Below are 25,274 nucleotides of genomic sequence, written 5' to 3'. Positions count from 1 at the left end.
TCAGGGTGACCAGACATACGGTGTCGTCGTGGTGACCGCGTGCAGGCCAAGCCGGGTGAGGATCGGGGCGCTGTCGGCTGAGGCGTCGACGTAGACGTAGGGGACATCGCGGGCAGCAGCGAGTTGGGCTCGGTGGGCGACCATGGCCCGGTAGATGCCCTGTCCGCGCCATTCCTTGAGCGTTGAGCCGCCCCAGAGGCCGCCGAAGTCGACGCCGTCGTTGAACACCAGCCAGGCGGCGCAGACGACTTCGGAGTGTGCCTCGGCGACGAGGACGATGGTGTTCTCTGGGGCGTTCTCGACCCGGGCGGCCAGGTCGTCGGCGAGCCAACTCCAGTCCTCGCCCCAGACGGTGCTCTCCAGAGCGGCGATGCGCTGGAGGTCTGATCTGGCGGTGACACGGCGGAGGGTCACGCCGTCGGGCAGGACGGGGTCGGCGGCAAGGTCTGCGGCCTGCCCGATGAGCACCGTCTCGCTGTCCTCGGCGACGAAGCCGGCCGCGGTGAGCCGGTCGGTGAGGTCGGTGGGGAGATCATGGGCGCGAGTCTTCCATTCGACCGCCTCACCACGGGCAGCGTAGAAGTCACGCTGCCGCGCTATGAGCGTGTCGAGTTCTGCCCCGTACACACCGAGGTCGCGTGGGCCCGTGACGAAGCCACGGTGCCAACCGACGACACGGGTCAACGGGCCGTCCTTCTCGACGCGGGCGCTGCCGCCAGGCGGGGTGACACCACGGAGTTGGGCGTCATACACGGTGCGGAGTTCGTCGATCAGAGTGTCCTTCACTCAAACACCGTACGGACCGGGTCAAGTGAATAATCGCCGGTCGAAAGCGCGCGAACATCAGGGCTGCACTGCCTCACCCGGCCACCGGAGATCAGAACAGGTACTGACCTCTGCCGCTACCTGCCTCGACGGCCAGCCGCCCTTCGAGCGGCCGGCCGTCGACACGTTCGCATCCACGCAGCGCCGTCATTTCTCATCCACACTCCAGAGCTGGTTGATCACCAGCTGCCTCCGGAAACCGTCGACAAACGCTGTTCTTGGAGATCAACGAAGCCAGTTCCATGCTCAGCTCCACGTTCCGTGCCACGTTGCGCGGCAGTTCGTCTTCACGTACGGCGTGCTGGAGAGCGGCACGCAGGATCACCAGCAGGAAGCGCACGGTCCGGTCAGACGGAAGCTTCTTGCAACACTTCCGGAGGGCGCAGCAGCGTCGCTTGTGCTCCGGCCGCTGAGCCACTCGTTTGACAGTCCCCTCGTACACGGGCGACGAGCGGCGAGCGCCGAGGAAGCCGCGCTGTCCCCCTCGGGGAAGAGGGGGCCACGGCTTGCCCGACCTTCGGAGGTGGTGCTGTGCGGCCCCTGTAGATCCATTGGGCTACCCTCCGCGCCATGAAGCTGAAGAGAGTGGCTACGCCGGTTCTCGTCGGCACCGGCGGCATAGCCATCATCGCGGCAACGGGCGTGTGGGCACTGTCGGGTGGGCTCTACGGGTGTACCAGAGCTGATCAAGAACTCGCCCCCACCCTGGCGTCCCTGTCCATCCTCGACGCGCACCCGGGCCAGACGCGGCCCAAGGACGATCGGTACTCCGGATGCGACGAGGACGACGGGTTCGCCTACGCCGGGCAGTACTACCAATACACGACATCCCGGACCGACGTGCTGTCCTTCTACCGCCAGGCCGCCGCCGAAGACGGCTGGCGACTCGAGAGCGCCAATCCTTCGCCGTCCCCGGCACCTGGCAGCCTCGCGGTCGACACATCAGCGCTCTGTTTCGAGAAGCCCGTCGCTGGCACTACCGCCCACCTCGCTGTGTGGTTCCCCAGCGACCTCGGCGACAGCGCCGGCGACTACGGCCTGGACATCACGGCCAGCCATGATGGATTTGCCTGGTGCTAGTTCAGGTGGGTCAGGCGGCGGCCGCGGCTTTCTGCGATGCGGAGGGCGTCTTGGAGGGCCTCGGTCAGGCGCTCGGCCAGGAAGCGGAGTTCGCCGGGTGGGGTGTCGGGGAGCATTCCGTGGGCGTGGTCGAGGAGCTTACGGCCCATGTCGAGCTGGGTCGTCTCCGTGAGGTCGGCCAGCCGGGAGATCGGTCCGCCGTTGCTGTCGGTGATCAGGTAGCAGGGCTTCCCTTCGGTGCCGGACCAAGGGAGCAGGCGCGGCTCGCGTGGCATCAGGCCGCCTCCAGGGCCGGGGCGGCGAGGCGTTGTTCGTGGACGATCACGTATGGGCGGACAGGGCTGGTTGCAGTTGTGTCGAGTGGTGTGTCGGCCGGGACGTACGGGCTGCGGTGGGCGGGGAGGGGTGTGGGGCCCGGCCAGGGTGGGGTGAACGCCGGGTGGGGGTCGGCGCTGTGCTCCTTCAGTGGTGTGACCGCCCAGGTGACGAGTCGGCGGATAAGGTCGGTCATGTCATCAGCTCCGATCAGCTGGTGGCCGTGCCCCGGGGCGGCTCCAACCGTCGCCGGGGCTCTTCATGACCAGAGTAGCTTGCGTGTGCTAGGCATGCTAGGGATCTCAGGGATGCCATGAATCGCACAGAAGTCTAGGCATGGGCATGCTGGAGCGGTGATTGAGTTCGTTCCCGACATTCCCCGCTGGCGCCAGGTGGCCGAGGTAGTACGCGGCCGGATCGCCGATGGCACGTATCCACCGCGCACCCGAGTGCCTTCCGTTGTCCAACTCACCGAGGAGTTCGGGATCGCCAACGCGACCGCGCACAAGGTGCTCCGCGCGCTGCGGGCGGAGGGACTCACCTACACCGAGCCCGGCCTCGGGTCGTTCGTCGCCGAGCGGCACAAGGAGGCTGCCGCTGGGGAAGAGGCGTAGGGCTACTTCGGGACTTGGTCCGCGAGGGCGAGGACCGTGGTGATGTAGCCGCAGGTGCCGAGCACCATGGTGAGCCAGCCGGCGATGGTGTGGAGCAGCAGGGGGCTGCGGTTGGGGGTCAGGCCCAGGTGTACGCGGGCCGCTCTGCTCACGCGGGCCTTGTGGAGAGGGGCGCTCCAGGGCGCGGCGCAGGGCGGCGCGGCTGGTGGTGGTTTTCAGGCCCAGGCGCGTGCCGTTGGCGTCGCGGATGAGGAGCACTCGTTCCGAGATGCCGGAGCGGGAGAAGTAGGTGATCAGGTGGACGGTGCTGAGCGCGGAGAGGTCGACCGTGCGTTCGCCGGTCAGGGCCCGTGCGGTGAGGCGGGGTCCGCTGGTGCGGGCAGGGGGCCGTTCCTCGCACATCTCGCTGAGGGTGAGGACAGCGGTGGGTATGGCGAGCAGTGCCAGGATGATGGCCGCCTCGGACGGGCCCCAGCCGGCCGCCGCCGCGGTGAGTGTCGCGAAGGGTGACAGCAGGGCCGCGCCGGCGAGAGCGGTCCAGCGGTGGGCACGCCGGCGTACGGCCGCTGGAGACGCCGCGGGGACGAAGGACTTCCGCGCCCTGATCATTCCCGTCCCCCCTTGGTTGCTTCATCGGCGAGCCTGACGGAAAGCCGCGTCAGGATCATCCGGCCCGGCAGGCAGAGAAAGGGTGACAGCCGCTGCCAGGAACAGGAAGGAAGCGGGTTCAAGGGGGCAGGAGTGGGCCCAGGGGGCCCAGGTCGATGTTGAGGTCTTCCAGGGTGAGGTCGTAGCGGGCGCAGAGGTCGGTCATGGCGGTGTGCAGGGTCATCAGGGTCATGCCGAGGCGTTCTTCCTGGTCCTCGGTCAGGTCGCCCTGGTCGACCCGGTGCAGGGCCTGGCGTTCCATCAGCTGGCGCAGGAGCTCGACGATGGTGAGGACCAGTTTGACCAGGTCGCGTTCCACGGTCTCGGGGTCGGTGCGCAGGCGGCGTGCCGTGCCCCGGCCGGCGAGGTCGTCCGGGCGGGCGGGCAGCAGGGAGAACGCGCGGGTCGCGGCGTCGGACAGCTCCTGGAGCCGGTCAGGGGGGTTCGGGTTCGGCATGGTTGCCGCCGTCGTGTCGCGGGGGTGGGGGGAGGAGGGGAGACCATGCGGTGTCGGCTTGTTCGCGGATGGAGACCACCAGCGCGCGCAGCGAGATCCGCACCAGGTCGATGTCGGCGATCGACAGGACGAGATCGCCGGTCAGGACGACGCCGCCGCTCAGGAGCCGGTCGAGGAGGTCGATCAGTGCCACCTGGCGTTGGCTGATCGGGCGGTCGTCGCCGTAGTCGTAGGCGTCGTACTCGTCGTACTCGTCGTACATGTCGTCCTGCATGCCGTGGTGCGTGTCGTGGTGCGTGTCGTCGTGCGTGTCGTGCCCTGTCACCGTTGCGGGGCTTCCGGCGGTGGGGGAAGGCCGGCGAAGGAGTACGGGGCCCAGGGGCCGGTGACCTCGATCCGTACGCCCGGCAAATCGTCGGCGGCGTGGCTCATCCGGTCGCGGAACTCCTCGGCGAGGCGGCGGGGGACGAGATAGGCGTCGTTGGCGATGTTCTCGCCGGGCGCCGGGGCCGCCAGGGTGCCCTGCTGTGGGCGGTGGCGGGTGCGTTCGACCGCCAGGTTTTGGGCCTGTAGTTCGGTGCGCCGGACAGCCTCTTCGGCGGCGCGCCGGGTGTCCTCGTGCGCCTGGCGTTGATGTCTGCGGTGCCGGAGGTACGCGCGTCCGGGGTTGGGGTCGTCGGCGGGTCCGCTCGGTGGTGGGGGTGGGGCGGAGGAGGGCGGGATGTCGGCGTACACCTTCACGCCCCACTCCACGTGGTCGGCGAGCCGGTCCAGGGACGCGGTGAACGCGGCCTCATGGGCCTGCAGCATCTCCCGGACCCGGTTGTCGTCGAGGTACACGGTGGCCAGTCGCAGGGGGAGGACCGAGGTGTGGGCCGCGAGGGTCTCGATGACGAGGTGGTGGGCCCTGGCGGTCGACTCCAGCCACCGGAGGTCTTCCAGGTGCGCCTTCAGGGCGGTCTGCGAGAACTCGTCGGCGGGTACGGCGCTGACCGCCGCGGCCACACTGCCCGCGTCGACCAGTGTGACGGGTGCCTGCGCCACGCCGCGGACCGCTGCCAGTGCCGTCGGCGGCGGCTCGGCGGCGCGAAGCACCGCGTAGGCGTAGCTCAGCTGCCGGTTCACGGTTCTCGGTCCTGGTCGTCGTCTCTGGGTCTGGGTCTGGGTCTACCGCGTCGGGGCTCGGCGTCGGGGTCGCGTTTCGGCGGGCGGGCGCGGCGGCCGGTCGACTCCCGTTCGGGCAGTTCGGCGGGGGACCGCGCGGCCCGCTCGCGCAGTTCCCTCACCTCGGCGCGCAGCCGCCGGTTCTGTTCTTCGAGGGTGCGGTGGCTGTCCGCGGCGCGGGAGGACAGGGCGGGGTCGTGTTCCCACCAGTCGATGCCGATCTCCCTGGCCTTGTCGACCGAGGCCACCAGGAGACGGAGTTTGATCGTGAGGAGCTCGATGTCCAGCAGGTTGATCTTGATGTCACCGACGATGACGATGCCTTTATCGAGCACGCGTTCGAGTATGTCGGCGAGGTTGGCGCTGGATTCTCCTTGAGCGTACGGGGAGAAGGTCCGCCTGGGGCCGACGGGATCGGACTCGGTCACGGCACACTCGACCTCGTTTCGGTGGCTCCGGTTCCCACGGGATCAGCGGCTGTGGTGGTCCTCGTCCTCCTCCCAGTCGGAGTCCTCCTCGTCGTACGCCGCGTCGTCGTACCGGTCCTCGGGCTCCTCCTCTTCCGACTCCTCCTCCTCTTCGTCGTCGTAGGCGTCCTCGTCCTCGTCCTCGGGTTCCTCGGATTCCTCGGCTTCCTTGGGCTCCTCGGCTCCCTCAGGTTCCTCGGACTCGCGGACCACCTCGCCGTCGCGGATCTCGCCGCGCCAGCCGCCGGTGGCCTCCCCGCGCATCATCACGAAGGTGCGGTAGAGCTTGAGGTCGAGGCGGGCGCGGCGGCCCTGGGCGCGGACCAGGCTGCCGGTGCGCTCGACGACGCCCTTGGGGTAGTAGCGCAGGACGAGCAGCACCTTGGTGAGGTTCTCCCCGAGCGGGTGGAAGGTGACCACGCCCTTGGTGGTGGCGTGGTCGCCCTCGGACGTCCAGGCGATCCGCTCGTCGGGGACCTGCTCCGTGATGACGCCCTGCCAGTGGCGGCTCGCCTTGCCGATCTTGACGTGCCACTTGGTCGTGGTGTCGTCCTCCTGCTCGACCCCGACCACGCCCTTGCTGAAACGGGCGAAGTCCTGGAACTGCGTCCACTGGTCGTACGCCTCGCGGACCGGGACGCCCACGTCGATGTCCTCGATGATGGTCAGGCCCTTGCCCGCGGCGTCCGGGGCCTTGTCGGTGCCGCCCTTCTCGCGTCGTTTCCCGGTGACGTCCTTGGCCTTGTGGAGCACCGTGTCCTTGGCGTGGAAGGCGGTGTCCTTCGCGTGGGCGGCGGTGTCCTTGGCGCGGGTGGCGGTCGAGGTCAGTGCGTCGGCGCCGGACGGCAGGTGCTCACGGAGTCTCCTGCCGCGCTCCGCCACGGCGGTGGCCATGCCCTGCGGTCCGGGGACGTGGGCCTCGCCCAGCCGGCGTGCGCTGTCGCCCATGCGGCGGCCCACGCCGTCCAGCATCAGCTGGAGCCGCGCCTCGATGTAGTGCTCCAGCTCCTCCCGCAGACGGTCGGTGCCCGCCCCGGCGGGGGCCGTTGCCTTGCGCTCAGCCATCGTCGGGCCTCCTCGAACGTGCGGTGGTGCTCCGCGAGCGGGCGGCGGTGGACGCCTTCCGCTTGGGCGGTGGCGGCTGCTCGTCGTCCTGCCCGGACCCGGCGGCCGTGGACGTCTTCCGCCTGGACGGCGCCGGCTGCTCGTCGTCGTCGTCCTGTCCGGACGCGCCGCGCCGCGACTTACGGCGTCCCTGGCCGCCGGTTTCCTCGGCCTGGCCGCCGGTTTCCTCGGCCTTGTCGGCTTCCTCGGCCTGGCCGGTTTCCCGGTCGTCCTCCGCGGGTTCGCGTTCGCTCTCGGCGGGTTCCTGCTCCTGGTCGCTCTCCTCGGGTTCCCGTTCACTGTCGGCGGCTTCACCGTCGCCGCCTGGCTGTGCCTTCTCCTGCATGCGGACGGTGCGTTCGTGCAGCGCGTCCGCCAGGCTGCCGGCCTTCGCCGTCATCACGGACGTCGCCGCCGCCTTGCCGGCGCCCGTCAGCTCGGAGCGCACCTGATGGGTGATGGTGTTCAGGAAGGGAGACCGCTGCACGACCTTGCCGAGCTCCCCCGGCCTGACCCGCGACCCGGCCAGCAGGGCGCCGAGGCTCAGCGCGAACTTGGCCTTCTTGGTGCGGCCCAGCACATATCCACCGAGCAGTGCTGCGCCGATCTTGGTGTTGTTCATGGCACGTCTTCTCTCCTCGCCTGCGGTGTCACAGCCCGCGCTCTCCACCTCGGCGCAGCTGATAGGCGCTGATCTCCTCCAAGCGGTGCAGCAACGCCTCCTCACGCCGGGCGAATTCGTCGTCGTCGACGCGGCCCTCGTCCCGCGCCCTTTGCAGCTCCACGAGCTCTTCCTGTACGGGTCCGGGGTCGTAGTACTCCTCCTCGGCCGCCCGGACCACCTTGTCGAGGACCCAGCCGATGCCCCGCACGGGAGCGAGCGGCAGCGCCAGGACCTCGACGATCAGTCCAGCCACTGTGCTTCCTCCTCACGCACACCGTTCAAGCGAAGCTGTAGGGCGGCAGTGGACCCCGCAGACGGAGTTCCACCCCTTCGCCGTACTGCTCGGCCAGGTCCTGGCCCACGCGCGTGAACTCCTCGGACCGGTCGTCGTCCACCAGGAACGACGCGTTCACGGCGTACGACTGGGACGGCGGCGCCACCTGCTCCGCGAGCGCCAGCGGACGCAGCGCCGCCAGGACCGCCTCGGCGAGGACCTCCTGCCGGCGCTGCACCTCCTCGGCCACCAACTGGCCCAGGGCCAGCTGATCCTCGTACGTCCCGCCGCCCTCGCGGGTCCGCTCGTTCAGCTCCCGGGCCTCGGGGCTGTCGTCGAGGATCGCGCGCAGCAGCGTGTCCTCGTCGGGGATCGCCTTGACGTTGAACTCCACCCGGCCGGACAGCTCGTCGAGGCGGAGCGCGAACGCCTCGGCCCGCTCGTCGAGGACGGCGCGTACGTCGTCCTCGCTGCCGGCGACGAAACCGAAGCTCAGCGGCAGGACGGGGCCGTCGGCCCACAGCCGTTCCTGCACCTGGTGATGTGCCTCCAGGTCGTCGCGTGCGACGGAGAGGTCCGTGGGGCTGTCACTGACGACGGCACACAGGGAGCCGCTGCGCACGGCGCGCAGCGTGCCGTCCGGGTTCCCGACGCTCCGCAGGCCGTCCAGGCGCAGCGGATGCGACGCCTTGGTGATGGCGTACACGTAGAGGGACATCGGGTCGCTCACTCCTCCCGGTGCCTCGAGGAGCGGCGGCCGGAGTCGCCGTCGGAGCTGCCGTCGACATGCTCGGCCTGCCGCTCGCGCCGCGGCTTCCGCTCATGGTCGGTGTCCTCGTCGCGGCCCTTCCCGAGCGACTCCGTGACCGCCTCGACCGCGCCGGCCAGCGCGCCTTTGGTCTTGCCCCGGGAGCCGCTCTTGGAGGCGTCCTCCACGATGTCGGACAGCTGCGCGGGGGCCTTGCGGCCCGCTTCCAGATCCAGTCGGTTGCACGCCTCGGCGAAGCGCAGGTACGTGTCGACGCTGGCGACGACCACGCGGGCGTCGATCTTCACCAGCTCGATGCCCACCAGGGAGACGCGTGCGAACGCGTCGATGACCAGGCCCCGGTCGAGGACGAGTTCCAGTACGTCGTAGAGGTTTCCCGAACCACCCGCGGGTGCGGGAACACCACCACCGTTGCCTTGCGGCACGACAGTCACGGGATCCTTCCCTCCGCTGAAGGGGCAGCCGCCCTAGCGGCTGTCCGGTCTGTCGGTCTGCGCGCGGGTGTACCGGCGCCCGCGCTCGTATGCCAGCAACTTTCCCTGCGGGTCCAGGACGACCTGGTAGCTCGCCATGACGCTGGTCGTCTCCGGGACCCGTTCGAGTTCCACGACCTCGACGTCGGCTTCCCAGCCCTGGTCCGTCGGCTTCAGCGAGGAGACGGACTCCGGAACCGTCCCGAGCAGCTCGCTCAGCTGCTCCAGGGCGGCGCGCATGGCCTTGGCGGCGGACACTCGGGTCTCGGCGGGCGTCTGTCGGGAAGAGCGGGGTGCCTTGCGCGGCTCACGATCACTCGTGGGGAATCACCTTCTTCTTCCTGAACTCAATCATCGGCCTTTGTCACGGTTCGTGCCAGATCGTCCGTCAACGACGCAGTTTCACCTTGGCGATCGCGGACACGCCGAGCGCCGCCAGGGCGATCTGGATGAGCCACTCGATCCAGTCGACGCCCTTGGTGTCGGCCACGTCCAGGCCGGACGCCACAGCGGTTCCGATCAGGGCGGCGACGATGCCGATCAGGATCGTCCACAGGACGCCGATGCGCTGGCGGCCCGGAAGGACGAGTCGACCGAGGACACCGATGACGGTGCCGATCACGATTGCACTGAGGACACCTGAGATTTCCATGGGCGGTATGCCATCCCTCGCTCGTTGGTGGCGTGCGAGTACCCGTTCGATTCACTGCCACTCTGCTCAGGGCCACTCTGCTCAAGGTCACTCTGCTCAGGCTCACCCTGCTCAGGGCCACTCTGCTCGGGCGGGTGCCGGGGCGGCCGTAGGGTGCCGTGCGTGGACAGCAAGCTGTATCTGCCGACGGAAGACGACTTGGAGCTGGTCGGGCTCGCCCAGCGGATCGTGGAGGAGAACGGTGACGGAGAGGTGCACACGGTGGGCGCCGCCGTGCGGGACGCGCGGGGGCGGATGTTCGGCGGGATCAACGTGTACCACTTCACCGGCGGCCCCTGTGCGGAGCTGGTGGCGCTCGGGAACGCCCGTGCCGCCGGGGCGCGTGAGCTGACGACCGTCGTCGCGGTCGGGGACCGGGCGCGCGGTGTGCTCGCGCCGTGCGGCCGTGACCGGCAGGTCCTCCTCGACCAGCACCCGGGCATCCGGGTGCTGGTGCCGACGGCCGAGGGAATACGGAGCATCGCCGTGACCGGCCTGCTGCCGCACGGCTATGTGTGGGCGGACCAGGACGACTGAGGTGCCTGAGGTGCCGTGCCGTCTCACTCGGTCGACGGCGGGATGTTCTGGTTGGCCCGGAAGAAGTTGTGGGGGTCGTAGGAGCGTTTGGCGGTGGCGAGGCGGTCGTAGTTGGTGCGGTAGGTGGAGCGGACGCGTTCCGGGCCCTCCGCCTCGCCGAGGAAGTTGACGTAGGAGCCGCCCATGGAGTGGGGGTGGAGGTCGGTCCAGTAGTCGACGCACCACTGGCGGATGAGGGCGGCGTTGTCGGGCTCGGGGTCTATGCCGGCGATGACGCCGGACCAGACGGCGTCCCGGTAGGCGAAGGCCGTGTCGCCGGAGCCGACCTGGTGGGCGGCGCCGTCCACGGGGTAGAGGTGCATCGTCGAGCCGTCGGTGGGAATGCCGTCGCCGTAGCGCTCGTGGACCGCGATCGCCTCGTCGGAGACGGCGTCGAAGAAGTCGCCGCGCCAGTACCACTGCAGGCCCTTGGGGATCAGCTCGTCGAACATGGTCTGGAGGGCCGGGTAGGGCATGGGGGTGGCGAAGTGGAAGGCCGGGGGTGCCGGGTCGTTGACGACCGAGAGGGACTCCTCCAGACGGCCCTCCTCCAGGTCGCCGGTGTAGCACCAGACGACGCCGCACATCTTCTGCCCCTGGATCGGCTCCGGGAAGGGCGGACCGGGCGGGACGACGAGGACCGCGAAGAAGCCGTAGAGGTCGTGCGGGGCGGCGGGGAGGAAGTCGCGGTACCAGCGCAGCACCTCTCCCGTGCGGTCGACCGGCCACACGGTCACCGCGACGCCGACCGTGTGCACCGGGTGCAGCTGGTAGGTGAAGGAGGTGACCACGCCGAAGTTGCCGCCGCCGCCCCGCAGCGCCCAGAACAGGTCGGGGTGTTCCTTCTCGGAGGCGGTGACGAAGGTCCCGTCGGCCAGTACGACGTCGGCGGAGAGCAGGTTGTCGATCGTCAGGCCGTACTTACGGGTGAGGTAGCCGTGGCCGCCGCCCAGGGTGAGGCCCCCCACCCCGGTCGTCGACATGATCCCGGCCGGGAGGCCGAGGCCGAAGCCGTGGGTCGCGTGGTCCAGGTCGCCCAGCTGGCTGCCGCCGCCGACCTGCACGGTTCTCGCCTCGGGGTCGACTCGCGTCCAGCGCATCGGGGACAGGTCGAGGGTGAGTCCGTCGTCGATCAGGCAGAGCCCCGGGCCGCTGTGTCCGCCGCCGCGTACGGCGAGATCGACCCCGGTCTCCTGGGCGAAGGCGAGGGTGTTCCGTACGTCCGTCGCGTCCACGCACTGGGCGATGGCGGCCGGACGCCGGTCGATCATGGCGTTGTAGATGCTGCGGGTGTCGTCGTAGTCCGCGTCCTGGGGTGTGACGACACGGCCTCGCAGTCCCGTGCGCAGGGTCTCGACAGCGGTTGCGTCTATGCCGGTCATGGTGGATGCCCCTCGGTCGGCCCCCCTCTCTGTCCAGTGTGACCCGAGCCACATGGGCCCGCGAGGGGGCGCTGTGCCTCGCGGCAGGCGTCGGCCTCGAACTCGGCGACAGGGGCGGCGGTGGCCCTGGGCTCGCTCGCGGCGAGGTCCTCGTAGTGGACCGTTCCCGGGGTGAGAGTGTCCCGGGTCGACAGGGTGAAGGAGACGTGGGTCGAGGACCACGAGTTGTCCTTGGTCCAGCCGTGGAGGACGTAGGTCGTGCCGGGGGTGAGGGTGCCGGGAGCGTCCGTCGTCGGTCACGGAGACGCCGGTGACGGCGCCGCTGGGCACCCCGCAGCCGGTGGTGGTCGCGGCCAGGGCGGCGGTCGCCGCGACGGCGCGTGCGAGGCGTCGTCGCGGCATCGGCGGCCGGCGGCCGGCGGCCGGAGGCCGGAGGCCCTGAGTCCGAGCAGGGCCTCCCGGTGTGGGCAATGGGTCAGAAGACGCCCTGGCCCGGGGTCAGGAGGCCGCGTGGGTCGTACGTCTGCTTCGCCGCGGCGAAGTGGGACCAGGACGGGCCGAAGTGGGTGCGCCAGTCGGAGGGGGTGAAGGGGATGCTGCCCACGGGGTACTGGGTGCCGCCGGCCGCGGCGGTGGTGTCGTAGGCGGCGCGGTTGGCGGCCAGGACGCGGTTGATCGTGGTCGTGTCGTCCGGCGGGATCGCGCCGAGGACGTCGAAGAGGTACGGGAACGGGTCGTCCGGGGTGCGGAACAGCGGGGTCGTGAGGCGGTCGCGCCGGATCGGGTACAGCTGGATGACGCCGGGGCCGAAGTCGGCCGGGGTGAGCGCGTCCAGCACCGGGCCGCTGAGGTCGGCGGCGCGGTCGCCGGGGAGGAGGAGGTTGAGCCAGGGATGGGCGTGGGTCCACACGCCGGCCTGCTTCAGGGCCTCGATGATGGGGGCGATCCGGTCGAGGAAGGCGAAGTAGGGGAGGTCGCCGGCCTCGACGCCGGAGGGGAGGTGGCGCAGGCCGCGCAGCAGGGTCGTGTCGTCGGGGACGGGGCCGACCGGTGGGCCGTACGCGGCCAGCTCCAGGACGTAGACGCGGAAGGCTCCCTCGGCGTCGGCCTGCACCTGGCCCGCGACATAGTCGAAGCGGCCGTCCTCGACGAGGGTGCGCTGGTCCTCGACGAACGTGTGCAGGTTGTCGTACGTCAGCGTGTAGTGGCGTACGGTCTCGGGGGCGCGGACCAGGCGCAGGGTGGCCTCGACGATGATCCCGCACTGGCCGAGGCCGGCCAGCACCGCGCGGAAGAGGTCGGCGCGCTGGGTCGGGGAGCAGCGGATCAGTTCGCCGGCGCCGGTGACGACGCGCAGCGCGGTGACGTTGTCGACCTGGGCGCCGTAGCGGTGGGCCTGGCCGCCGAGGCCGCCCACGGACAGGGTGCCGCCGACGGAGAGTTCGATGTAGTCGGTGAAGACGGGCGGGGTGAGGCCGTGGGCGATCGTGGCCCTGGCCACCTCGCTCCACTTGGCGCCGGCGCCGACGGTGACGGTGGTGCTGTCCGGGCCCAGAGGGCCGATCGCCGCGAGGGGCGTGGTCTCGATGATCAGGCCGCCCTCGACCTGGCCCTGGCCGAACGTGGCGTGTCCCTGGCCGCGCGGTGCGAACGGCACGCAGTGGTCGTTGCAGAAGCGGACCATGGCGACGATGTCGCGCACGGAACCCGGGCGCAGGACGGCGGCGGGGCGGCGGTGGACCAGGTGGCCGTAGTCGTCGGCCGCGGCGGCGAGTGACGCCTCGTCCATCAGCAAGGTGCCGTCCAGCCGGGGGATTCCGGCCATGCGTGCCTCGGAAGCGGACTCCGGGCCTGTCGTGGCCCAGCTTCGGGTCGCCGTGTCGAAACCGATCACGGCCGCCGCCCCGGTGACCGTGATTCCGCGCAGAAGACTGCGTCTGGAAGGTGTGCCTGTGCGGGACATGGGTGCTGCTCCCCCCTCGGAAGCGATCTGAAGTGGTCAAATCCGCGCCAGCCTAGGACAGTTCCCGCTGCTGTGTGAGGGTTTCCGGAGGGCCGTGTGAACGATTCCGGTTGACGGACCGTCAGGGTGTCGGCGCCTCCGCTCCCGCGTCGCCGTCCTCTAGCCGCGGTTCCTTGCGCCGCAGCTCCTCCCGGTACTCGTTCGCCAGGGTCGTCGCTCGGGTGAACCAGTCCGTCAGTACGGCGATCTCGTCCGGCGAGTAGTCGGCGAACAGGGCGTTGAGGCGCTCGTAGTAGGGCGCGTACAGGGCGAACGCGCGGGCGACCGCCTCCGGTTCGGCGGCCACGCGGACCCGGCGGCGGTCGGCGGGGTCGGGGCGGCGGGTGATCCAGCCGGCGCGTTCGAGGCGGTTCAGGATGCCGGTCACCGCGCCCGTCGTGACGTGGACCCTGGTGGCCAGGTCGCCCGCGGTGAGGAGGTTCTCGCCGGCCTGGATGACGTAGGCGAAGGTCGTGAGGTCGGTGACGTTCAGGCCGAGGCGCTGGGCCATCTCCTGCTGGCCGACCATGCTCGCCGCGATGAGGTCGTCCATCGCCGACAGCGCTTGTGCGGGGGTGGCGGTCGGGCGGGGCTTGGCTGTCATCGCGGTCCGTTCTCGGGCTGGCTCCTCGGTTCTTCGGGGTCCTTGTTATCTGCTTTCCCATTGTCTTACCTTGTAAGAGATTTAGGATATGAACCTCTTAGAAGGTGAGGGATTGATGACCGGGTACGACGAAGGGCACACCGTCGCCGGGTGGACCGGGTTCGGGATCGTGACCGTGGGAGCGACGGTGATGGGCGTCGGCGTCTGTGCCGTGTCCGCGCCGCTGCTGGTGGTCGGGTTCGCCGTGGTCATGGTCGGCGCGCTGGTCACCTGGGCGCTGCACTTGACCGGCTGGGGGAAGCCGCCCGGAGTGCGACCGCCCGCGGAATGGGGGATGCGGGTGCGGGACCGACGGGCGCGTGCCGGGCATCCGGGGTGCCTGGGGTGCCGCCTCGCCGGGCGGGGGCGGCCCGGCGAGGGCCCGTTGTCAGTGGTGGCCTCTACGGTGGTCAGCGATGGCACAGGCATGGAAGTGCGAGGGGCTGCGCTGGTCGGGGAGCGGGCCCGTGCTGGTGTGGGACCGGGGGAGCGGTAGCCCGCTGGCCCGGGGGAAGCGGGTGGCCTTCGCGGTCGCCGAGGGGGAGGTCAGACGGTGTGTGGGAGCGCGGGGGCATCCCTGCCCGGACCGGGCGGCCGTGGCGGCGAGGGGGACGGGGGGCCGGTGCGAGGAGTGTGTGCGGCTGGACCGGGCGCACTCCGTCGCGGCCGACGGCATCGCCGACGACCCGCGGCCCTACCGCGTGTATCTCGCCTGGTTCGGGCCCGGCATGGTCAAGGTCGGGATCACGGCCGAGGAGCGGGGCTCCGCGCGCCTGCTCGAACAGGGCGCGGTCTGCTTCAGCTGGCTCGGCGTCGGCCCCCTCATGGCCGCCCGGCGCGCCGAGGAGCTGCTGCGGGCCGCCCTGCGCGTGCCCGACCGGATTCCGTACGGCGCCAAGCGGGCGGTACGGGCGGCGCTCCCGCGCTCGGCCGATGAGCGGGCGGCCGAGGTCGTGGACCTGCACGCGCGGGCCGTCGCGCTCGACGGCTGGCCCGAGTCCCTGACCAGCGAACCCTGCCGCCCCGTCGACCACATCGACGTGTTCGGCCTCAGCGGCCTGCCGGCGGCATTCGGGGCGGTGAGCGAACTCGTCGCGGGCGGTGCGGTGAGCGGACGGCTGGTGGCGGCCGCGGGGCCGGACCTGCATCTGACGACGGGGAGGGGCGTGGTCGTACTGGACACGCGGTTGATGACGGGGTGGGCGCTGGTCCCCGCCGAGGGCGATGAACTCACCCTGCCGGTGAAGGAGTTCAGGGGAGATGCGGGGGTCCAGGACGGGCTGTTCTGACCAACTGGCGGCGAAGGGTAAAGAGTTGGATCCCTGCGGGATCCCTTTCGGTAAGGAGTCTGGACGTCGTGCCGCGTCGGCGCCGATCGTGGGGACATGAGTGATCGACGTATCGCACATGTCGCCGCCTACGAACCTCCCTACTACGCCGTCGTGTTCACCTCCCTGCGCACCGAGGAGGACGACGGATACGGCGAGACGGCCGAGCGGCTGGGGGAGTTGGTGAAGGAGGTGCCCGGATTCCTGGGCGAGGACTCGGCCCGCACCCCCGGCGGACTCTCGGTCACCGTCGCCTACTTCCGGGACCTCGCCGGTATCGAGCAGTGGCGGGCCCACGCCGAGCACCGGGCGGCCAAGCGGTACGGGCGGGCCCACTGGTACGAGCGGTACTCGCTGCACATCGCCAAGGTCGAGCACAGCCACGGGTTCGAGAGGAGTTCCCAGGGGATGCCTGAGGCATCCCCAGCGGCTTCCTGAGCCGTCCCCAGCAGCTCCCTGAGTTCCTCCTGTGTGTTTCTCAGAGAAATCACAGGTTTCCGAAAGTCTCCTCTCAGAGCGTCCCGACATCGTGGCGGGTATGACCACGACCTCGCCCCAGGGGCGCACCGAACTGCTGAGGCCGGACGGGAGCCCCGTCCGAGTGCTGGTGGTGGACGACGAGCTGTCGATCACCGAACTGCTGTCCATGGCCCTGCGCTACGAGGGATGGCAGATCCGGAGTGCGGGCGACGGCCAGGGCGCCGTGCAGACCGCGCGTGAGTTCCGGCCCGACGCCGTCGTCCTGGACATGATGCTGCCGGACATGGACGGGCTGGCCGTCCTCGGGCGGCTGCGGCGGGAGCTGCCGGACGTGCCCGTCCTCTTCCTGACCGCGAAGGACGCCGTCGAGGACCGTATCGCGGGCCTGACGGCCGGCGGCGACGACTACGTCACCAAACCCTTCAGCCTCGAAGAGGTCGTCGCGCGGCTGCGCGGGCTCATCCGGCGCTCCGGCGCCGCCGACCACCGCTCCGACTCCGTCCTGGTCGTCGGCGACCTCACCCTCGACGAGGACAGCCACGAGGTGTCCCGGGCCGGCCAGTCCATCCACCTCACCGCCACCGAGTTCGAGCTGCTGCGCTTCCTGATGCGCAATCCGCGCCGTGTGCTCAGCAAGGCGCAGATCCTCGACCGGGTGTGGTCGTACGACTTCGGTGGGCAGGCCAACGTGGTCGAGCTCTACATCTCGTACCTGCGCAGGAAGATCGACGCCGGCCGCGAGCCGATGATCCACACCCGGCGCGGCGCCGGCTACCTGATCAAGCCCGCCGCGTCATGAGCACACGACGACGGCCGCGGCAGAAGAAGCGGGCATGGCCGGCGGGGCGCGCAGGCAAGCCGCGCACCCTGCGCACGCGGCTCGTCGTCGCGTCGGTGGTGCTGATCGCCGTGGTCTGCGCGGTGATCGGCACGGTGACCACGCTCGCCCTCCGGTCCCATCTGTACGAACAGCTCGACGGGCAGGTCGACGAGGCCGGCAAGCGGCTCTCGGGGCCCCCGCCCGGGAAGCTGGACCAGGAGCTCGCCTCGACGGGGCAGGACCGGCTCGACGGCTTCCTCACCACAGGGCCTACCCAGGCGAAGACCGTGGCCGCGCAGGTCGGCACGGACGGCACGATCACCAGGGCGGTCGTCGCCGAGCCGGAGTCCGACGGCTTCAAGCGGAACGAGGTCGTGGAGCTCAGCGCGGCCCAACGGGCCGTGTTCTCGGGCGTGTCCAGGACCGGCCACCACACCGTGACCATCCCCGGCCTCGGTGACTACCTGGTGCAGTACGTCGAGGGCAACGACGGCAGCAACTACTACGTCGCCCTGCCGACCGAGACGGTCGACAGCACCATCAACACTCTGATCATCGTCGAGGCCAGCGTCACCGCCGCCGGACTCGGCGCCGCCGTCATCGCCGGATACGTCCTCGTCGGCGTCGCCACCCGCCCCCTGCGCAGGGTCGCCGCCACCGCCACCCGGGTCTCCGAGCTGCCCCTGCACACCGGCGAGGTCAACCTCAGCGAACGCGTCCCCGATGCGGAGTGCGACCCGCACACCGAGGTCGGCAAGGTCGGTGCCGCCCTCAACCGCATGCTCGACCACGTCCACGGCGCCCTGCACGCCCGCCAGCAGAGCGAGACACGGGTACGGCAGTTCGTCGCCGACGCCAGCCACGAGCTGCGCACCCCCCTCGCCTCCATCCGGGGCTACGCCGAGCTGACCCGCCGCGGCAGGGAGGAGATCGGGCCCGACACCCGGCACGCCCTCGGCCGGATCGAGTCCGAGGCGGGCCGGATGACACTGCTGGTGGAGGACCTGCTGCTGCTCGCCCGGCTGGACGCCGGACGCCCCCTGCAGTTCGAGCAGACCGACCTCGCCCCGCTCGTCGTCGACACCGTCAGCGACGCCCGCGCGGCCGGCCCGGACCACCTCTGGCGCCTGGACCTGCCGGACGAGCCCGCCCTGGTCTGCGCCGACGCGGCCCGGCTGCAACAGGTCCTGGTCAACCTCCTCGCCAACGCCCGCACCCACACCCCGCCCGGTACGACGGTCACCGCCCGCGTCGCCCGGCGCGGCCCCTGGCTGTGCGTGGACGTCGAGGACAACGGCCAGGGCATCCCGGCGGAGTTGCTGCCGCGCGTCTTCGAACGGTTCGCGCGCGGCGACTCCGGCCGCTCCCGCGCCACCGGCTCGACCGGCCTCGGCCTCGCCATCGTGCAGGCCGTGGCGACCGCGCACGGCGGCGCGGTGACCGTCGACAGCGTGCCCGGCCGGACCGTCTTCACGGTGAGTCTGCCCGCGCTCGCACCTCAGCCGAGTACGGAAATGGGCCGGCAACAGCACTCACAGGCACAGCACAGCGTCACCACATGGGCAGAACAGCGCGCCTGACGAGAGTCGACCCCATGCGAACCGACTTCTCTCCCGGCACCCTGCCGGCGCGGGAGCACCTCCCGGCCGCGCCCGTGGGCACGCCGGTCCTGGACGTAGTGATCCCCGTCTACAACGAGGAGCAGGACCTCCGGCCGTGCGTCGAGCGACTGCACGAGCACCTCGTCCGCACCTTCCCGTACCCGTTCCGCATCACCATCGCGGACAACGCCTCCACGGACACCACCCCCGAGGTGGCGCGCCTGCTGGCCGCGAGGATCCCGGAGGTCACGTCCGTCCGCCTCGACCAGAAGGGCCGCGGCCGGGCGCTGCGCAGCGTCTGGTCGGCCTCGGACGCCCCGATCCTCGCCTACATGGACGTGGACCTGTCCACGGACCTCAACGCGCTGCTGCCGCTGGTCGCGCCGCTGATCTCGGGCCACTCCGACCTGGCGATCGGCTCCCGGCTGGCCCGCAGCGCCCGGGTCGTACGCGGCCCGAAGCGGGAGTTCATCTCCCGCTCCTACAACCTCATCCTGCGCGGCTCGCTCCAGGCCCGCTTCTCCGACGCCCAGTGCGGCTTCAAGGCGATCCGCCGGGACGTGGCGCGAGTTCTGCTCCCCCTGGTGGAAGACACGGGCTGGTTCTTCGACACTGAGATGCTTGTGCTCGCCGAACGCGCCGGCCTCCGTATCCACGAGGTGCCGGTCGACTGGGTCGACGACCCGGACTCCACGGTGCACATCGTGAGGACGGCTACCGAGGACCTGAAGGGGGTGTGGCGCGTAGGGAAGGCACTGGCCACCGGTTCGCTTCCGCTGGACCGGCTGACCAGGCCGTTCGGCGACGACCCCCGCGACCGCGAGATCATGGACGTACCCAAGGGCCTGGCCCGCCAGCTTCTCGGCTTCTGTGTCGTCGGTGGCCTGTCCACCCTCTTCTACCTGCTGCTCTACAGCGGCTTCCGCCTCTTCAGCGGCTCGCAGGTCGCCAACGCGCTCGCGCTTCTCATCTCCGCGATCGCCAACACGGCCGCCAACCGCCGGCTCACCTTCGGGGTGCGCGGCGCGGGCGGCGTGCTCAAGCACCAGGCGCAGGGCCTGGTGGTCTTCGGCATCGGGCTGACGCTGACCAGCGGCTCCCTCGTCGCCCTCAACGCGGCGACCGACCACCCCTCGCGCCTCACCGAGCTGGCGGTCCTGGTCGTCGCCAACCTCGCCGCGACGGTCATGCGCTTCCTGCTCTTCCGGGTGTGGGTGTTCGGGGACCGGCGGGAGACCGGCGCGCCGACACCGCCGACACCGCCGTCATCCCCGACACCGCCGACATCAGTGAGTCCGCGCCCGACGCGCCCCCACGACTACGACACCGAGCCGGGGGACGCCCGATGACCACGCAGACCCAGACCGTCCCGGGCACACCGACCCCCCTGCCCGCCGCGCCCCCCGAGTCCGGTGAGCCCCGGCAGCCCTTCGTGCGACGCCTGTGGCGCGGCCGCCCCGACGACCCCCGCTGGGCCCGCCCGGCCTTCTTCGCACTGCTGCTGGCGACCGGCCTGCTCTACCTCTACAACCTGAGCGCCTCCGGCTACGCCAACTCCTTCTACTCCGCCGCCGTCCAGGCCGGCAGCCAGAGCTGGAAGGCGTTCTTCTTCGGCTCGCTGGACGCGGGCAACGCCATCACCGTCGACAAGCCCCCGGCCTCGCTGTGGCCGATGGCCCTGTCCGTGCGGCTCTTCGGCCTGAACACCTGGGCGATCCTCGTCCCCGAGGTGCTGATGGGCGTCGCCACCGTCGCGGTGGTCCACGCCGCCGTACGCCGCCGCTTCAGCCCGGTGGCCGGACTGGTCGCGGGCGCCGTGCTGGCGCTCACCCCGGTCGCGGCGCTGATGTTCCGCTTCAACAACCCGGACGCGATGCTCGCCCTGCTGATGGCGGTGGCCTGCCACCTCGTCGTACGGGGCCTGGAGGACGGCCGTACGAAGTGGCTGGTGTGGGCCGGTGTCGCGATCGGCTTCGCCTTCCTCGCCAAGACGCTCCAGGCGTTCCTGATCCTGCCGGCGCTGGCCGCCGTCTACGCGGTCTGCGCGCCGGTGTCGCTGAGGAAGCGGTTCGGTCAGCTGGCCGCCGCGACCGCCGCGCTGGTCGTCTCCGGCGGCTGGTGGGTGGCGATCGTCGAACTGTGGCCGGCGTCCTCCCGCCCGTACATCGGCGGCTCGCAGAACAACTCCTTCCTGGAGCTGACCTTCGGCTACAACGGCCTCGGCCGGCTCAACGGCGAGGAGACCGGAAGCGTCGGCGGCGGTGGCGGCGGCAATGGCGGCGGCCGGTGGGGGGAGACCGGCTGGGACCGGATGTTCAACTCCTCGATCGGCGGCCAGATCTCCTGGCTGCTGCCGGCCGCGCTGATCCTGCTGGTGGCCGGACTGGTGGCGACCCGGAAGGCGCGTCGTACGTCCGTCACCCGCGCCTCCTTCCTGGTCTGGGGCGGCTCGCTGCTGATGACCATGGTCGTCTTCAGCTTCATGGCGGGCATCTTCCACGAGTACTACACCGTCGCCCTCGCCCCCTACCTGGCGGCCGTGACCGGCATGGGTGCCGGGCTGCTCTGGGAGAAGCGGAAGGAGACCTGGGCGTCGCTCGCCCTCGCCGCCTCGGTCGTCGCGGCGGCCACCTGGTCGTACGTCCTGCTCAACCGCACCCCCGACTACCTGCCCTGGCTGAGGTGGCTGGTCCTCGTCGGCGGCCTGACCGCCGCGCTGGGCCTGGTCTTCGCGGGCCGGATCAACCGGCGGCTGGCTCTCGCGGCGGCGTCCGTGGGGCTGGTGGCGTCGCTGGCCGGGCCGGCCGCGTACACCGTCAGCACCTTGCAGGAGGGCCACACCGGGTCCATCGTGACGGCGGGCCCGTCGGGCGCGTCGGCGATGGGCGGCCGGGGCGGCGGTCCCGGGACGGCTCCCGGCGGGACTCCTGGTGGTGGGGGCATGCGGGGCGGCTTCCCAGGGGGTGGGATGCCCGGCCAGAACCAGCAGGGCCAGCAGAACGGCGGCGGGACCGCGCAGGGCAACGGCCTCCCCGGCGGCGGTATGCCGGGCCAGAACCAGCAGGGCGGCACCGGCACCGACACCGGCACCGACACCGGCACCGGCGGTCGCACGGGCGGCGGCGGTGGCATGGGCGGTCTGCTCAACGGCGCCAGCGTCTCCGCCGAGGCCAAGGAGCTGCTGGAGACGGACGCCGACCAGTACACCTGGGCCGCGGCGGCCATCGGCGCCCAGAACGCCGCGAGCTACCAACTGGCCACGGGCGAGGCGGTGATGGCGATCGGCGGCTTCAACGGCACCGACCCGTCGCCGACGCTGGAGCAGTTCCAGCAGTACGTGGCGGACGGAAGGATCCACTACTTCATCGCGGGCGGCGGCATGGGCGGCGGTGCGGGCGGTGCCGGCAACGGTACGTCGTCCCAGATCAGCGAGTGGGTCCAGGCCAACTTCGAGCAGGTGACGGTCGGTTCGGCCACGTTCTACGACCTGACCCGGAAGGCGAGCGGCTGACGCTCCAGGGAACGGTTCGCCGAGTCGAGGGCGGTGGCAGCCAGGCACTACGGGCGGCCACCGCCCTCTCCTGCTGATCGCGGGCATCGAGACGATGGTCGAAAGCGGCTGACCCGTCGCCTCGTCAGCCGGCTCAGTCAGCCGACGCGAGCCGCGCCGGGAAGCCGCCCGTGGCCACCGGACCCCAGCGCTCCGGCGTGATCCGGATGATCGACTTGCCCTGCCTGACCATCGCCTCCCGATACTCGTCCCAGTCCGGGTGTTCGCCCGCGATGTTGCGGTAGTACTCGACGAGCGGCTCCACCGAGTCGGGGGCGTCGATGACCTCGGCCGTGCCGTCGATCTGGACCCAGGGGCCGTTCCAGTCGTCGCTGAGGACGATCAGGCTGACCCGCTCGTCGCGCTTGGCGTTGCGCGTCTTGGCGCGCTCGGGGTACGTCGACACCACGATCCGGCCCGAGTCGTCGACCCCGCAGGTCAGCGGCGACCCCTGGGGCCCGCCGTCGGCCCGGCGGGTGAGGAGGACGGCGCGGTGGCGGGGGCGTACGAAGTCCAGCAACTCGTCCAGCGATACGCGGGTGTTGGTCGCGATGTTCGGTGCCATGGGGGTCAGCCTAGGGGGAGCGCCTCGCCCCGGACCGCCTGGATGTCCTGCTCGACCCCGAGTGTCGTACCGATGGCCGCGATGCCCGCCCCAGGGATAGGCGCCGGTGCCGAGGTGGGTGACCGTGCCGACGCCGCCCAGCCGGGCCCCACCCGGACCCGTGGGCGAGTTCGAGGTCGGTGAAGGCGTACGCCCGTCCGGACCGTGCCCGTGGACGCCTGCGGCTGGAACCCGTCGGCGGCGGCGATCAGCACGTACGGGCCCGCGCCCGGCGCGTAGGCACCGTCGGCCTGGGCGACCGAGCGGCCCAGTCGGCGGCCGGAGAGGGCGCCGGTGGTCCGCGGCCGCCTGCGACTGCGGGTCGAGGGTGGTGACGGTGTCCTTCGCGTAGTGGGTGATCCGCGTCGACATCACCGACCCGAGCGCGGAGACGCCCATCGCGCCGCCGAGGGAGCGGAAGAAGGTGACCACCGAGCCGGCGGCGCCGAGCTCGTGCGGGGCGACGGAGGGTGGCGGCAGCAAAAAGTTGGCAGAGGCAAGTATTGCCGACGACCAGCACGAGCCCCGTGGTTCGCCCCCCGCTTGGGGACTCGGCCGCCTCTTCGCTAGTGTCTCGGCACATGGCTAACACGCAGGGCCCGCAGGGCAACTACGACCCCGCCGGCAGCACCCAGATGTTCCGCGCGTTCGTCGACGAGGGCGCCCCCGAGGCTTCCCGCCAGTCATCCGCGCCGGCCGGCCCGCGCATCGGGCTGATCGTCGGCATCGTGGCGGCGGTGGCCATCGTGGCGGCGGTGGCTTGGCTGGCGCTCAAGTAGCAGGGCCTGACTGGACGTCGGGTCGTAGGGAGTGCGCGCGGGCGGCGCCTTCAAGTGACCGTCGGGCCGCCCGCTTCTCGGCTCGCTCCCGCACGGGTGAGTCGCCTACCTCCAGGTGACCGAGACGTCCCGGGTCTCGATGTGCATGCCCAGGGGGACCCGCCAGGCGTCCACGCATACCGTCCAGGTCTGGCGCTTCTTCGCGCCAGGGGCGATCGGGGTCGGGAGGTCGTGGGTCGACTCGATCGTCACCCAGTCGATGCCGATCGAGTCGATGATGTGCGTGCCGAGGGCTACGGCACCTGAAGTCACCGCCGTACCACCCGAGTTGCGGAAGACCAGCGTCACGTTCTCGCAGTGACGGCGGTCGGTGGGGGTTCGGACAGCGGCTTCGGTGGTGAGGAGCGGCGGTCCGGGGGTGGGCGTGGGAGTGGCGGTGGGGGTGCTGGGCGCCGGGACCGGTGCGGGCCTCTGAGGGGGCGTGCTGCCGGGGGACGGCGTATGCGGGTGTGGTGGTCCGGCCGGGGAGTCGGGAGAGCTGCCCGGTGTCCGGGCAGGGGCCTGCGGGCGTGCGGGAGTTGCCGTCGCCGGGTCGGCCGACGGCGCCGAAGGTGGCGCAGCCGCAGCTGACTTGGAAGGCGGGGCCAGCGGTATCAGGCGTACCTCGCCCGTCGGGCGGCCCGGGCCCGGTGACGGTCCGCCCGCGGTGCCCGTCGCGGTGTAACCCTGTCCGGGCGGGCCGTCGTTGAGGGCGTGTGCCGTGAGCAGGGTGGCTGTGCAGAGGGTCGCCGAGGCGGCCAGTGCGGCGGTGCCTCGGCGACCCCGTGTCCAGGTGCGGGTCCGCCGTCGCATCGTGGCAGTGTCGCTGACGATGCGTCAGGAAGGAAGCTCTCGGCCGAGGTTCAGTCGTTGATCAGGCCCTCGCGGAGTTGGGCGAGGGTGCGGGTCAGGAGGCGGGAGACGTGCATCTGGGAGATGCCGACCTCCTCGCCGATCTGGGACTGGGTCATGTTGGCGAAGAAGCGGAGCATGATGATGCGACGCTCGCGGGGCGGCAGCTTCGCGAGGAGGGGCTTCAGGGACTCGCGGTACTCGACGCCCTCCAGGGCGCTGTCCTCGTAGCCCAGGCGGTCGGCCAGGGAGCCCTCGCCGCCGTCGTCCTCGGGGGCCGGGGAGTCGAGGGACGAGGCCGTGTAGGCGTTGCCCACGGCCAGGCCGTCGACCACGTCCTCCTCGGAGACGCCCAGGACCGCCGCCAGTTCCGTCACCGTGGGGGAGCGGTCCAGCTTCTGGGAGAGTTCGTCGCTCGCCTTGGTCAGGGCCAGGCGGAGCTCCTGGAGGCGGCGCGGGACGCGGACCGACCAGGACGTGTCGCGGAAGAAGCGCTTGATCTCGCCCACGACCGTCGGCATCGCGAACGTCGGGAACTCCACGCCGCGTTCGCAGTCGAAGCGGTCGATCGCCTTGATCAGGCCGATGGTGCCGACCTGGACGATGTCCTCCATCGGCTCGTTGCGGGAGCGGAAGCGGGCGGCGGCGTAGCGGACGAGGGGCAGGTTCAGCTCGATGAGCGTGTCGCGGACGTACGCGCGCTCGGGGCTGTCCTCGTCGAGGGCGGCGAGCCGCAGGAACAGGGAGCGGGACAGGGTGCGGGTGTCGATCGCCCCTGTGGTCGGGAGGGCCGGGGCCGGCGCGGCCTCAAGGGCCGTGACGTCGTCGAGCGCGTCGGGCTCGACCGGCGCTACGGGCTCGGTCTCGCTCTTCGTGAGCGTGAGCACCTTCGAGCTGCCCTGGTCTGCGGACATGCCACCCCCTCTGGGTCGCGGGACGGTCGCGGCGAACGCTCCCGTGGAGGAACGCCAGCCTTCACCTGAATACCGGAGCCTGAGCCCCGGCAAACGCGCTTCCGGCAGAATGTCACATGTCGGCAACACGCTGTAGTGACATGTCGACATGTGAGTCAC

32 protein-coding genes and 2 pseudogenes are annotated in these 25,274 nt (G+C 71.0%); 11 read left to right on the top strand and 23 right to left on the bottom strand.

Annotation, left to right across the window (positions count from 1 at the left end; translation table 11 throughout):
* Entirely contained in the window at nucleotides 1-786 is a 786-nt protein-coding gene (locus tag ACH5AC_RS04910; RefSeq protein ID WP_398860211.1) for a GNAT family N-acetyltransferase, read from the bottom strand.
* 193 nt (nucleotides 787-979) lie between these two features.
* A complete protein-coding gene (locus ACH5AC_RS04905) occupies nucleotides 980-1,165 on the bottom strand; it encodes a hypothetical protein (RefSeq protein ID WP_398860210.1) in 186 nt (61 codons plus the stop codon).
* 230 nt (nucleotides 1,166-1,395) lie between these two features.
* Between ACH5AC_RS04905 and ACH5AC_RS04900 the strand changes: the two genes are divergently transcribed.
* Entirely contained in the window at nucleotides 1,396-1,905 is a 510-nt protein-coding gene (locus ACH5AC_RS04900; protein WP_398860209.1) for a hypothetical protein, read from the top strand.
* Here the strand turns inward: ACH5AC_RS04900 and ACH5AC_RS04895 are convergent.
* A complete protein-coding gene (locus ACH5AC_RS04895) occupies nucleotides 1,902-2,180 on the bottom strand; it encodes a hypothetical protein (protein ID WP_398860208.1) in 279 nt (92 codons plus the stop codon). The genes ACH5AC_RS04900 and ACH5AC_RS04895 overlap by 4 nt on opposite strands.
* A complete protein-coding gene (locus ACH5AC_RS04890) occupies nucleotides 2,180-2,416 on the bottom strand; it encodes a hypothetical protein (protein ID WP_398860207.1) in 237 nt (78 codons plus the stop codon). The genes ACH5AC_RS04895 and ACH5AC_RS04890 overlap by 1 nt, the downstream gene beginning before the upstream one ends.
* A 157-nt stretch (nucleotides 2,417-2,573) precedes the next feature.
* Here ACH5AC_RS04890 and ACH5AC_RS04885 point away from each other — a divergent pair, with 157 nt between their 5' ends.
* Nucleotides 2,574-2,834: a GntR family transcriptional regulator gene (locus ACH5AC_RS04885; protein ID WP_398860206.1), complete on the top strand. Its 261-nt coding sequence runs from the start codon at nucleotides 2,574-2,576 to the stop codon at nucleotides 2,832-2,834.
* 2 nt (nucleotides 2,835-2,836) lie between these two features.
* Here the strand turns inward: ACH5AC_RS04885 and ACH5AC_RS04880 are convergent, their stop codons facing one another.
* The 12 genes and pseudogenes from ACH5AC_RS04880 to ACH5AC_RS04825 form a co-directional block, all read right to left on the bottom strand.
* Entirely contained in the window at nucleotides 2,837-2,986 is a 150-nt protein-coding gene (locus tag ACH5AC_RS04880; protein ID WP_398860205.1) for a hypothetical protein, read from the bottom strand.
* A gap of 575 nt (nucleotides 2,987-3,561) precedes the next feature.
* The gene (locus tag ACH5AC_RS04875; protein WP_398860204.1) at nucleotides 3,562-3,939 is read right to left on the bottom strand and encodes a gas vesicle protein K; all 378 of its coding nucleotides are present in this window, start codon (nucleotides 3,937-3,939) and stop codon (nucleotides 3,562-3,564) included.
* Nucleotides 3,917-4,201: a gas vesicle protein gene (locus ACH5AC_RS04870; RefSeq protein WP_398860900.1), complete on the bottom strand. Its 285-nt coding sequence runs from the start codon at nucleotides 4,199-4,201 to the stop codon at nucleotides 3,917-3,919. Before ACH5AC_RS04870 ends, ACH5AC_RS04875 begins: the two co-directional genes overlap by 23 nt.
* Before the next feature lie 59 nt (nucleotides 4,202-4,260).
* Nucleotides 4,261-5,064 carry a GvpL/GvpF family gas vesicle protein gene (locus ACH5AC_RS04865; RefSeq protein WP_398860203.1) on the bottom strand — a complete coding sequence of 268 codons (804 nt, stop codon included), beginning with the start codon at nucleotides 5,062-5,064 and terminating at the stop codon, nucleotides 4,261-4,263.
* Nucleotides 5,061-5,531, bottom strand: a complete 471-nt coding sequence (locus ACH5AC_RS04860; protein ID WP_398860202.1) for a gas vesicle protein — start codon at nucleotides 5,529-5,531, stop codon at nucleotides 5,061-5,063. The genes ACH5AC_RS04865 and ACH5AC_RS04860 overlap by 4 nt, the downstream gene beginning before the upstream one ends.
* Before the next feature lie 42 nt (nucleotides 5,532-5,573).
* Nucleotides 5,574-6,635: an SRPBCC family protein gene (locus tag ACH5AC_RS04855; protein ID WP_398860201.1), complete on the bottom strand. Its 1,062-nt coding sequence runs from the start codon at nucleotides 6,633-6,635 to the stop codon at nucleotides 5,574-5,576.
* Nucleotides 6,628-7,296 carry an ABC transporter substrate-binding protein gene (locus ACH5AC_RS04850; RefSeq protein WP_398860200.1) on the bottom strand — a complete coding sequence of 223 codons (669 nt, stop codon included), beginning with the start codon at nucleotides 7,294-7,296 and terminating at the stop codon, nucleotides 6,628-6,630. The genes ACH5AC_RS04855 and ACH5AC_RS04850 overlap by 8 nt, the downstream gene beginning before the upstream one ends.
* Before the next feature lie 28 nt (nucleotides 7,297-7,324).
* The gene (locus tag ACH5AC_RS04845) at nucleotides 7,325-7,591 is read right to left on the bottom strand and encodes a gas vesicle protein GvpG (RefSeq protein WP_398860199.1); all 267 of its coding nucleotides are present in this window, start codon (nucleotides 7,589-7,591) and stop codon (nucleotides 7,325-7,327) included.
* A gap of 25 nt (nucleotides 7,592-7,616) precedes the next feature.
* Complete coding sequence (locus ACH5AC_RS04840; RefSeq protein ID WP_398860198.1) at nucleotides 7,617-8,330, bottom strand: GvpL/GvpF family gas vesicle protein; 714 nt, start codon at nucleotides 8,328-8,330, stop codon at nucleotides 7,617-7,619.
* A gap of 8 nt (nucleotides 8,331-8,338) precedes the next feature.
* Nucleotides 8,339-8,815 carry a gas vesicle protein GvpJ gene (gvpJ, locus tag ACH5AC_RS04835; protein ID WP_398860197.1) on the bottom strand — a complete coding sequence of 159 codons (477 nt, stop codon included), beginning with the start codon at nucleotides 8,813-8,815 and terminating at the stop codon, nucleotides 8,339-8,341.
* A gap of 33 nt (nucleotides 8,816-8,848) precedes the next feature.
* Nucleotides 8,849-9,148, bottom strand: a pseudogene (locus ACH5AC_RS04830) (gas vesicle protein); the annotation flags it as partial.
* A gap of 94 nt (nucleotides 9,149-9,242) precedes the next feature.
* Nucleotides 9,243-9,506, bottom strand: a complete 264-nt coding sequence (locus tag ACH5AC_RS04825; RefSeq protein ID WP_398860196.1) for a GlsB/YeaQ/YmgE family stress response membrane protein — start codon at nucleotides 9,504-9,506, stop codon at nucleotides 9,243-9,245.
* Nucleotides 9,507-9,668: 162 nt separating this feature from the next.
* Between ACH5AC_RS04825 and ACH5AC_RS04820 the strand changes: the two genes are divergently transcribed.
* Entirely contained in the window at nucleotides 9,669-10,082 is a 414-nt protein-coding gene (locus ACH5AC_RS04820; protein WP_398860195.1) for a cytidine deaminase family protein, read from the top strand.
* Nucleotides 10,083-10,105: 23 nt separating this feature from the next.
* Here ACH5AC_RS04820 and ACH5AC_RS04815 read toward each other — a convergent pair whose 3' ends face one another.
* The 3 genes from ACH5AC_RS04815 to ACH5AC_RS04805 form a co-directional block, all read right to left on the bottom strand.
* Nucleotides 10,106-11,503, bottom strand: a complete 1,398-nt coding sequence (locus ACH5AC_RS04815; protein ID WP_398860194.1) for an FAD-binding oxidoreductase — start codon at nucleotides 11,501-11,503, stop codon at nucleotides 10,106-10,108.
* A gap of 475 nt (nucleotides 11,504-11,978) precedes the next feature.
* Nucleotides 11,979-13,328, bottom strand: a complete 1,350-nt coding sequence (locus ACH5AC_RS04810) for an FAD-binding protein (protein ID WP_398860193.1) — start codon at nucleotides 13,326-13,328, stop codon at nucleotides 11,979-11,981.
* Nucleotides 13,329-13,587: 259 nt separating this feature from the next.
* Nucleotides 13,588-14,109 carry a MarR family transcriptional regulator gene (locus ACH5AC_RS04805; RefSeq protein WP_398860192.1) on the bottom strand — a complete coding sequence of 174 codons (522 nt, stop codon included), beginning with the start codon at nucleotides 14,107-14,109 and terminating at the stop codon, nucleotides 13,588-13,590.
* 115 nt (nucleotides 14,110-14,224) lie between these two features.
* On the opposite strand from ACH5AC_RS04805, the gene ACH5AC_RS04800 reads away from it, so the two are divergent.
* From ACH5AC_RS04800 to ACH5AC_RS04770, 7 genes are all read left to right on the top strand, one after another.
* Nucleotides 14,225-14,644, top strand: a complete 420-nt coding sequence (locus ACH5AC_RS04800; protein WP_398860191.1) for an HGxxPAAW family protein — start codon at nucleotides 14,225-14,227, stop codon at nucleotides 14,642-14,644.
* Nucleotides 14,565-15,437, top strand: coding sequence for a DUF2797 domain-containing protein (locus ACH5AC_RS04795; RefSeq protein WP_398860190.1), 873 nt, complete (start codon nucleotides 14,565-14,567; stop codon nucleotides 15,435-15,437). Before ACH5AC_RS04800 ends, ACH5AC_RS04795 begins: the two co-directional genes overlap by 80 nt.
* 96 nt (nucleotides 15,438-15,533) lie before the next feature.
* Nucleotides 15,534-15,914, top strand: coding sequence for an antibiotic biosynthesis monooxygenase family protein (locus ACH5AC_RS04790; RefSeq protein ID WP_398860189.1), 381 nt, complete (start codon nucleotides 15,534-15,536; stop codon nucleotides 15,912-15,914).
* Nucleotides 15,915-16,014: 100 nt separating this feature from the next.
* The gene (locus ACH5AC_RS04785) at nucleotides 16,015-16,755 is read left to right on the top strand and encodes a response regulator transcription factor (RefSeq protein ID WP_398860188.1); all 741 of its coding nucleotides are present in this window, start codon (nucleotides 16,015-16,017) and stop codon (nucleotides 16,753-16,755) included.
* Entirely contained in the window at nucleotides 16,752-18,356 is a 1,605-nt protein-coding gene (locus ACH5AC_RS04780) for an ATP-binding protein (RefSeq protein WP_398860187.1), read from the top strand. Before ACH5AC_RS04785 ends, ACH5AC_RS04780 begins: the two co-directional genes overlap by 4 nt.
* 14 nt (nucleotides 18,357-18,370) lie before the next feature.
* Entirely contained in the window at nucleotides 18,371-19,726 is a 1,356-nt protein-coding gene (locus tag ACH5AC_RS04775) for a glycosyltransferase (protein WP_398860186.1), read from the top strand.
* Entirely contained in the window at nucleotides 19,723-21,888 is a 2,166-nt protein-coding gene (locus ACH5AC_RS04770; RefSeq protein WP_398860185.1) for a glycosyltransferase family 39 protein, read from the top strand. The genes ACH5AC_RS04775 and ACH5AC_RS04770 overlap by 4 nt, the downstream gene beginning before the upstream one ends.
* Before the next feature lie 133 nt (nucleotides 21,889-22,021).
* Here the strand turns inward: ACH5AC_RS04770 and ACH5AC_RS04765 are convergent, their stop codons facing one another.
* Nucleotides 22,022-22,492 (bottom strand): PPOX class F420-dependent oxidoreductase, encoded by a 471-nt coding sequence (locus tag ACH5AC_RS04765; protein WP_398860184.1) that lies wholly within the window; start codon nucleotides 22,490-22,492, stop codon nucleotides 22,022-22,024.
* A 200-nt stretch (nucleotides 22,493-22,692) separates the two neighbouring features.
* Nucleotides 22,693-22,996, bottom strand: a pseudogene (locus ACH5AC_RS04760) (MFS transporter); the annotation flags it as partial.
* A gap of 116 nt (nucleotides 22,997-23,112) precedes the next feature.
* On the opposite strand from ACH5AC_RS04760, the gene ACH5AC_RS04755 reads away from it, so the two are divergent.
* Nucleotides 23,113-23,310, top strand: coding sequence for a hypothetical protein (locus ACH5AC_RS04755; protein WP_398860183.1), 198 nt, complete (start codon nucleotides 23,113-23,115; stop codon nucleotides 23,308-23,310).
* A gap of 105 nt (nucleotides 23,311-23,415) precedes the next feature.
* On the opposite strand, the gene ACH5AC_RS04750 is transcribed toward ACH5AC_RS04755, so the two are convergent.
* Entirely contained in the window at nucleotides 23,416-23,658 is a 243-nt protein-coding gene (locus ACH5AC_RS04750; protein ID WP_398860182.1) for a hypothetical protein, read from the bottom strand.
* A 554-nt stretch (nucleotides 23,659-24,212) separates the two neighbouring features.
* Nucleotides 24,213-25,115: an RNA polymerase sigma factor SigF gene (locus ACH5AC_RS04745; protein WP_398860181.1), complete on the bottom strand. Its 903-nt coding sequence runs from the start codon at nucleotides 25,113-25,115 to the stop codon at nucleotides 24,213-24,215.
* Between the last annotated feature and the right edge of the window lie 159 nt (nucleotides 25,116-25,274).

Origin of the sequence: Streptomyces sp. NPDC018693, assembly GCF_044391385.1 — a bacterium.
GTDB lineage: Bacteria > Actinomycetota > Actinomycetes > Streptomycetales > Streptomycetaceae > Streptomyces.
This window is presented reverse-complemented; position numbering and strand designations above follow the sequence as displayed.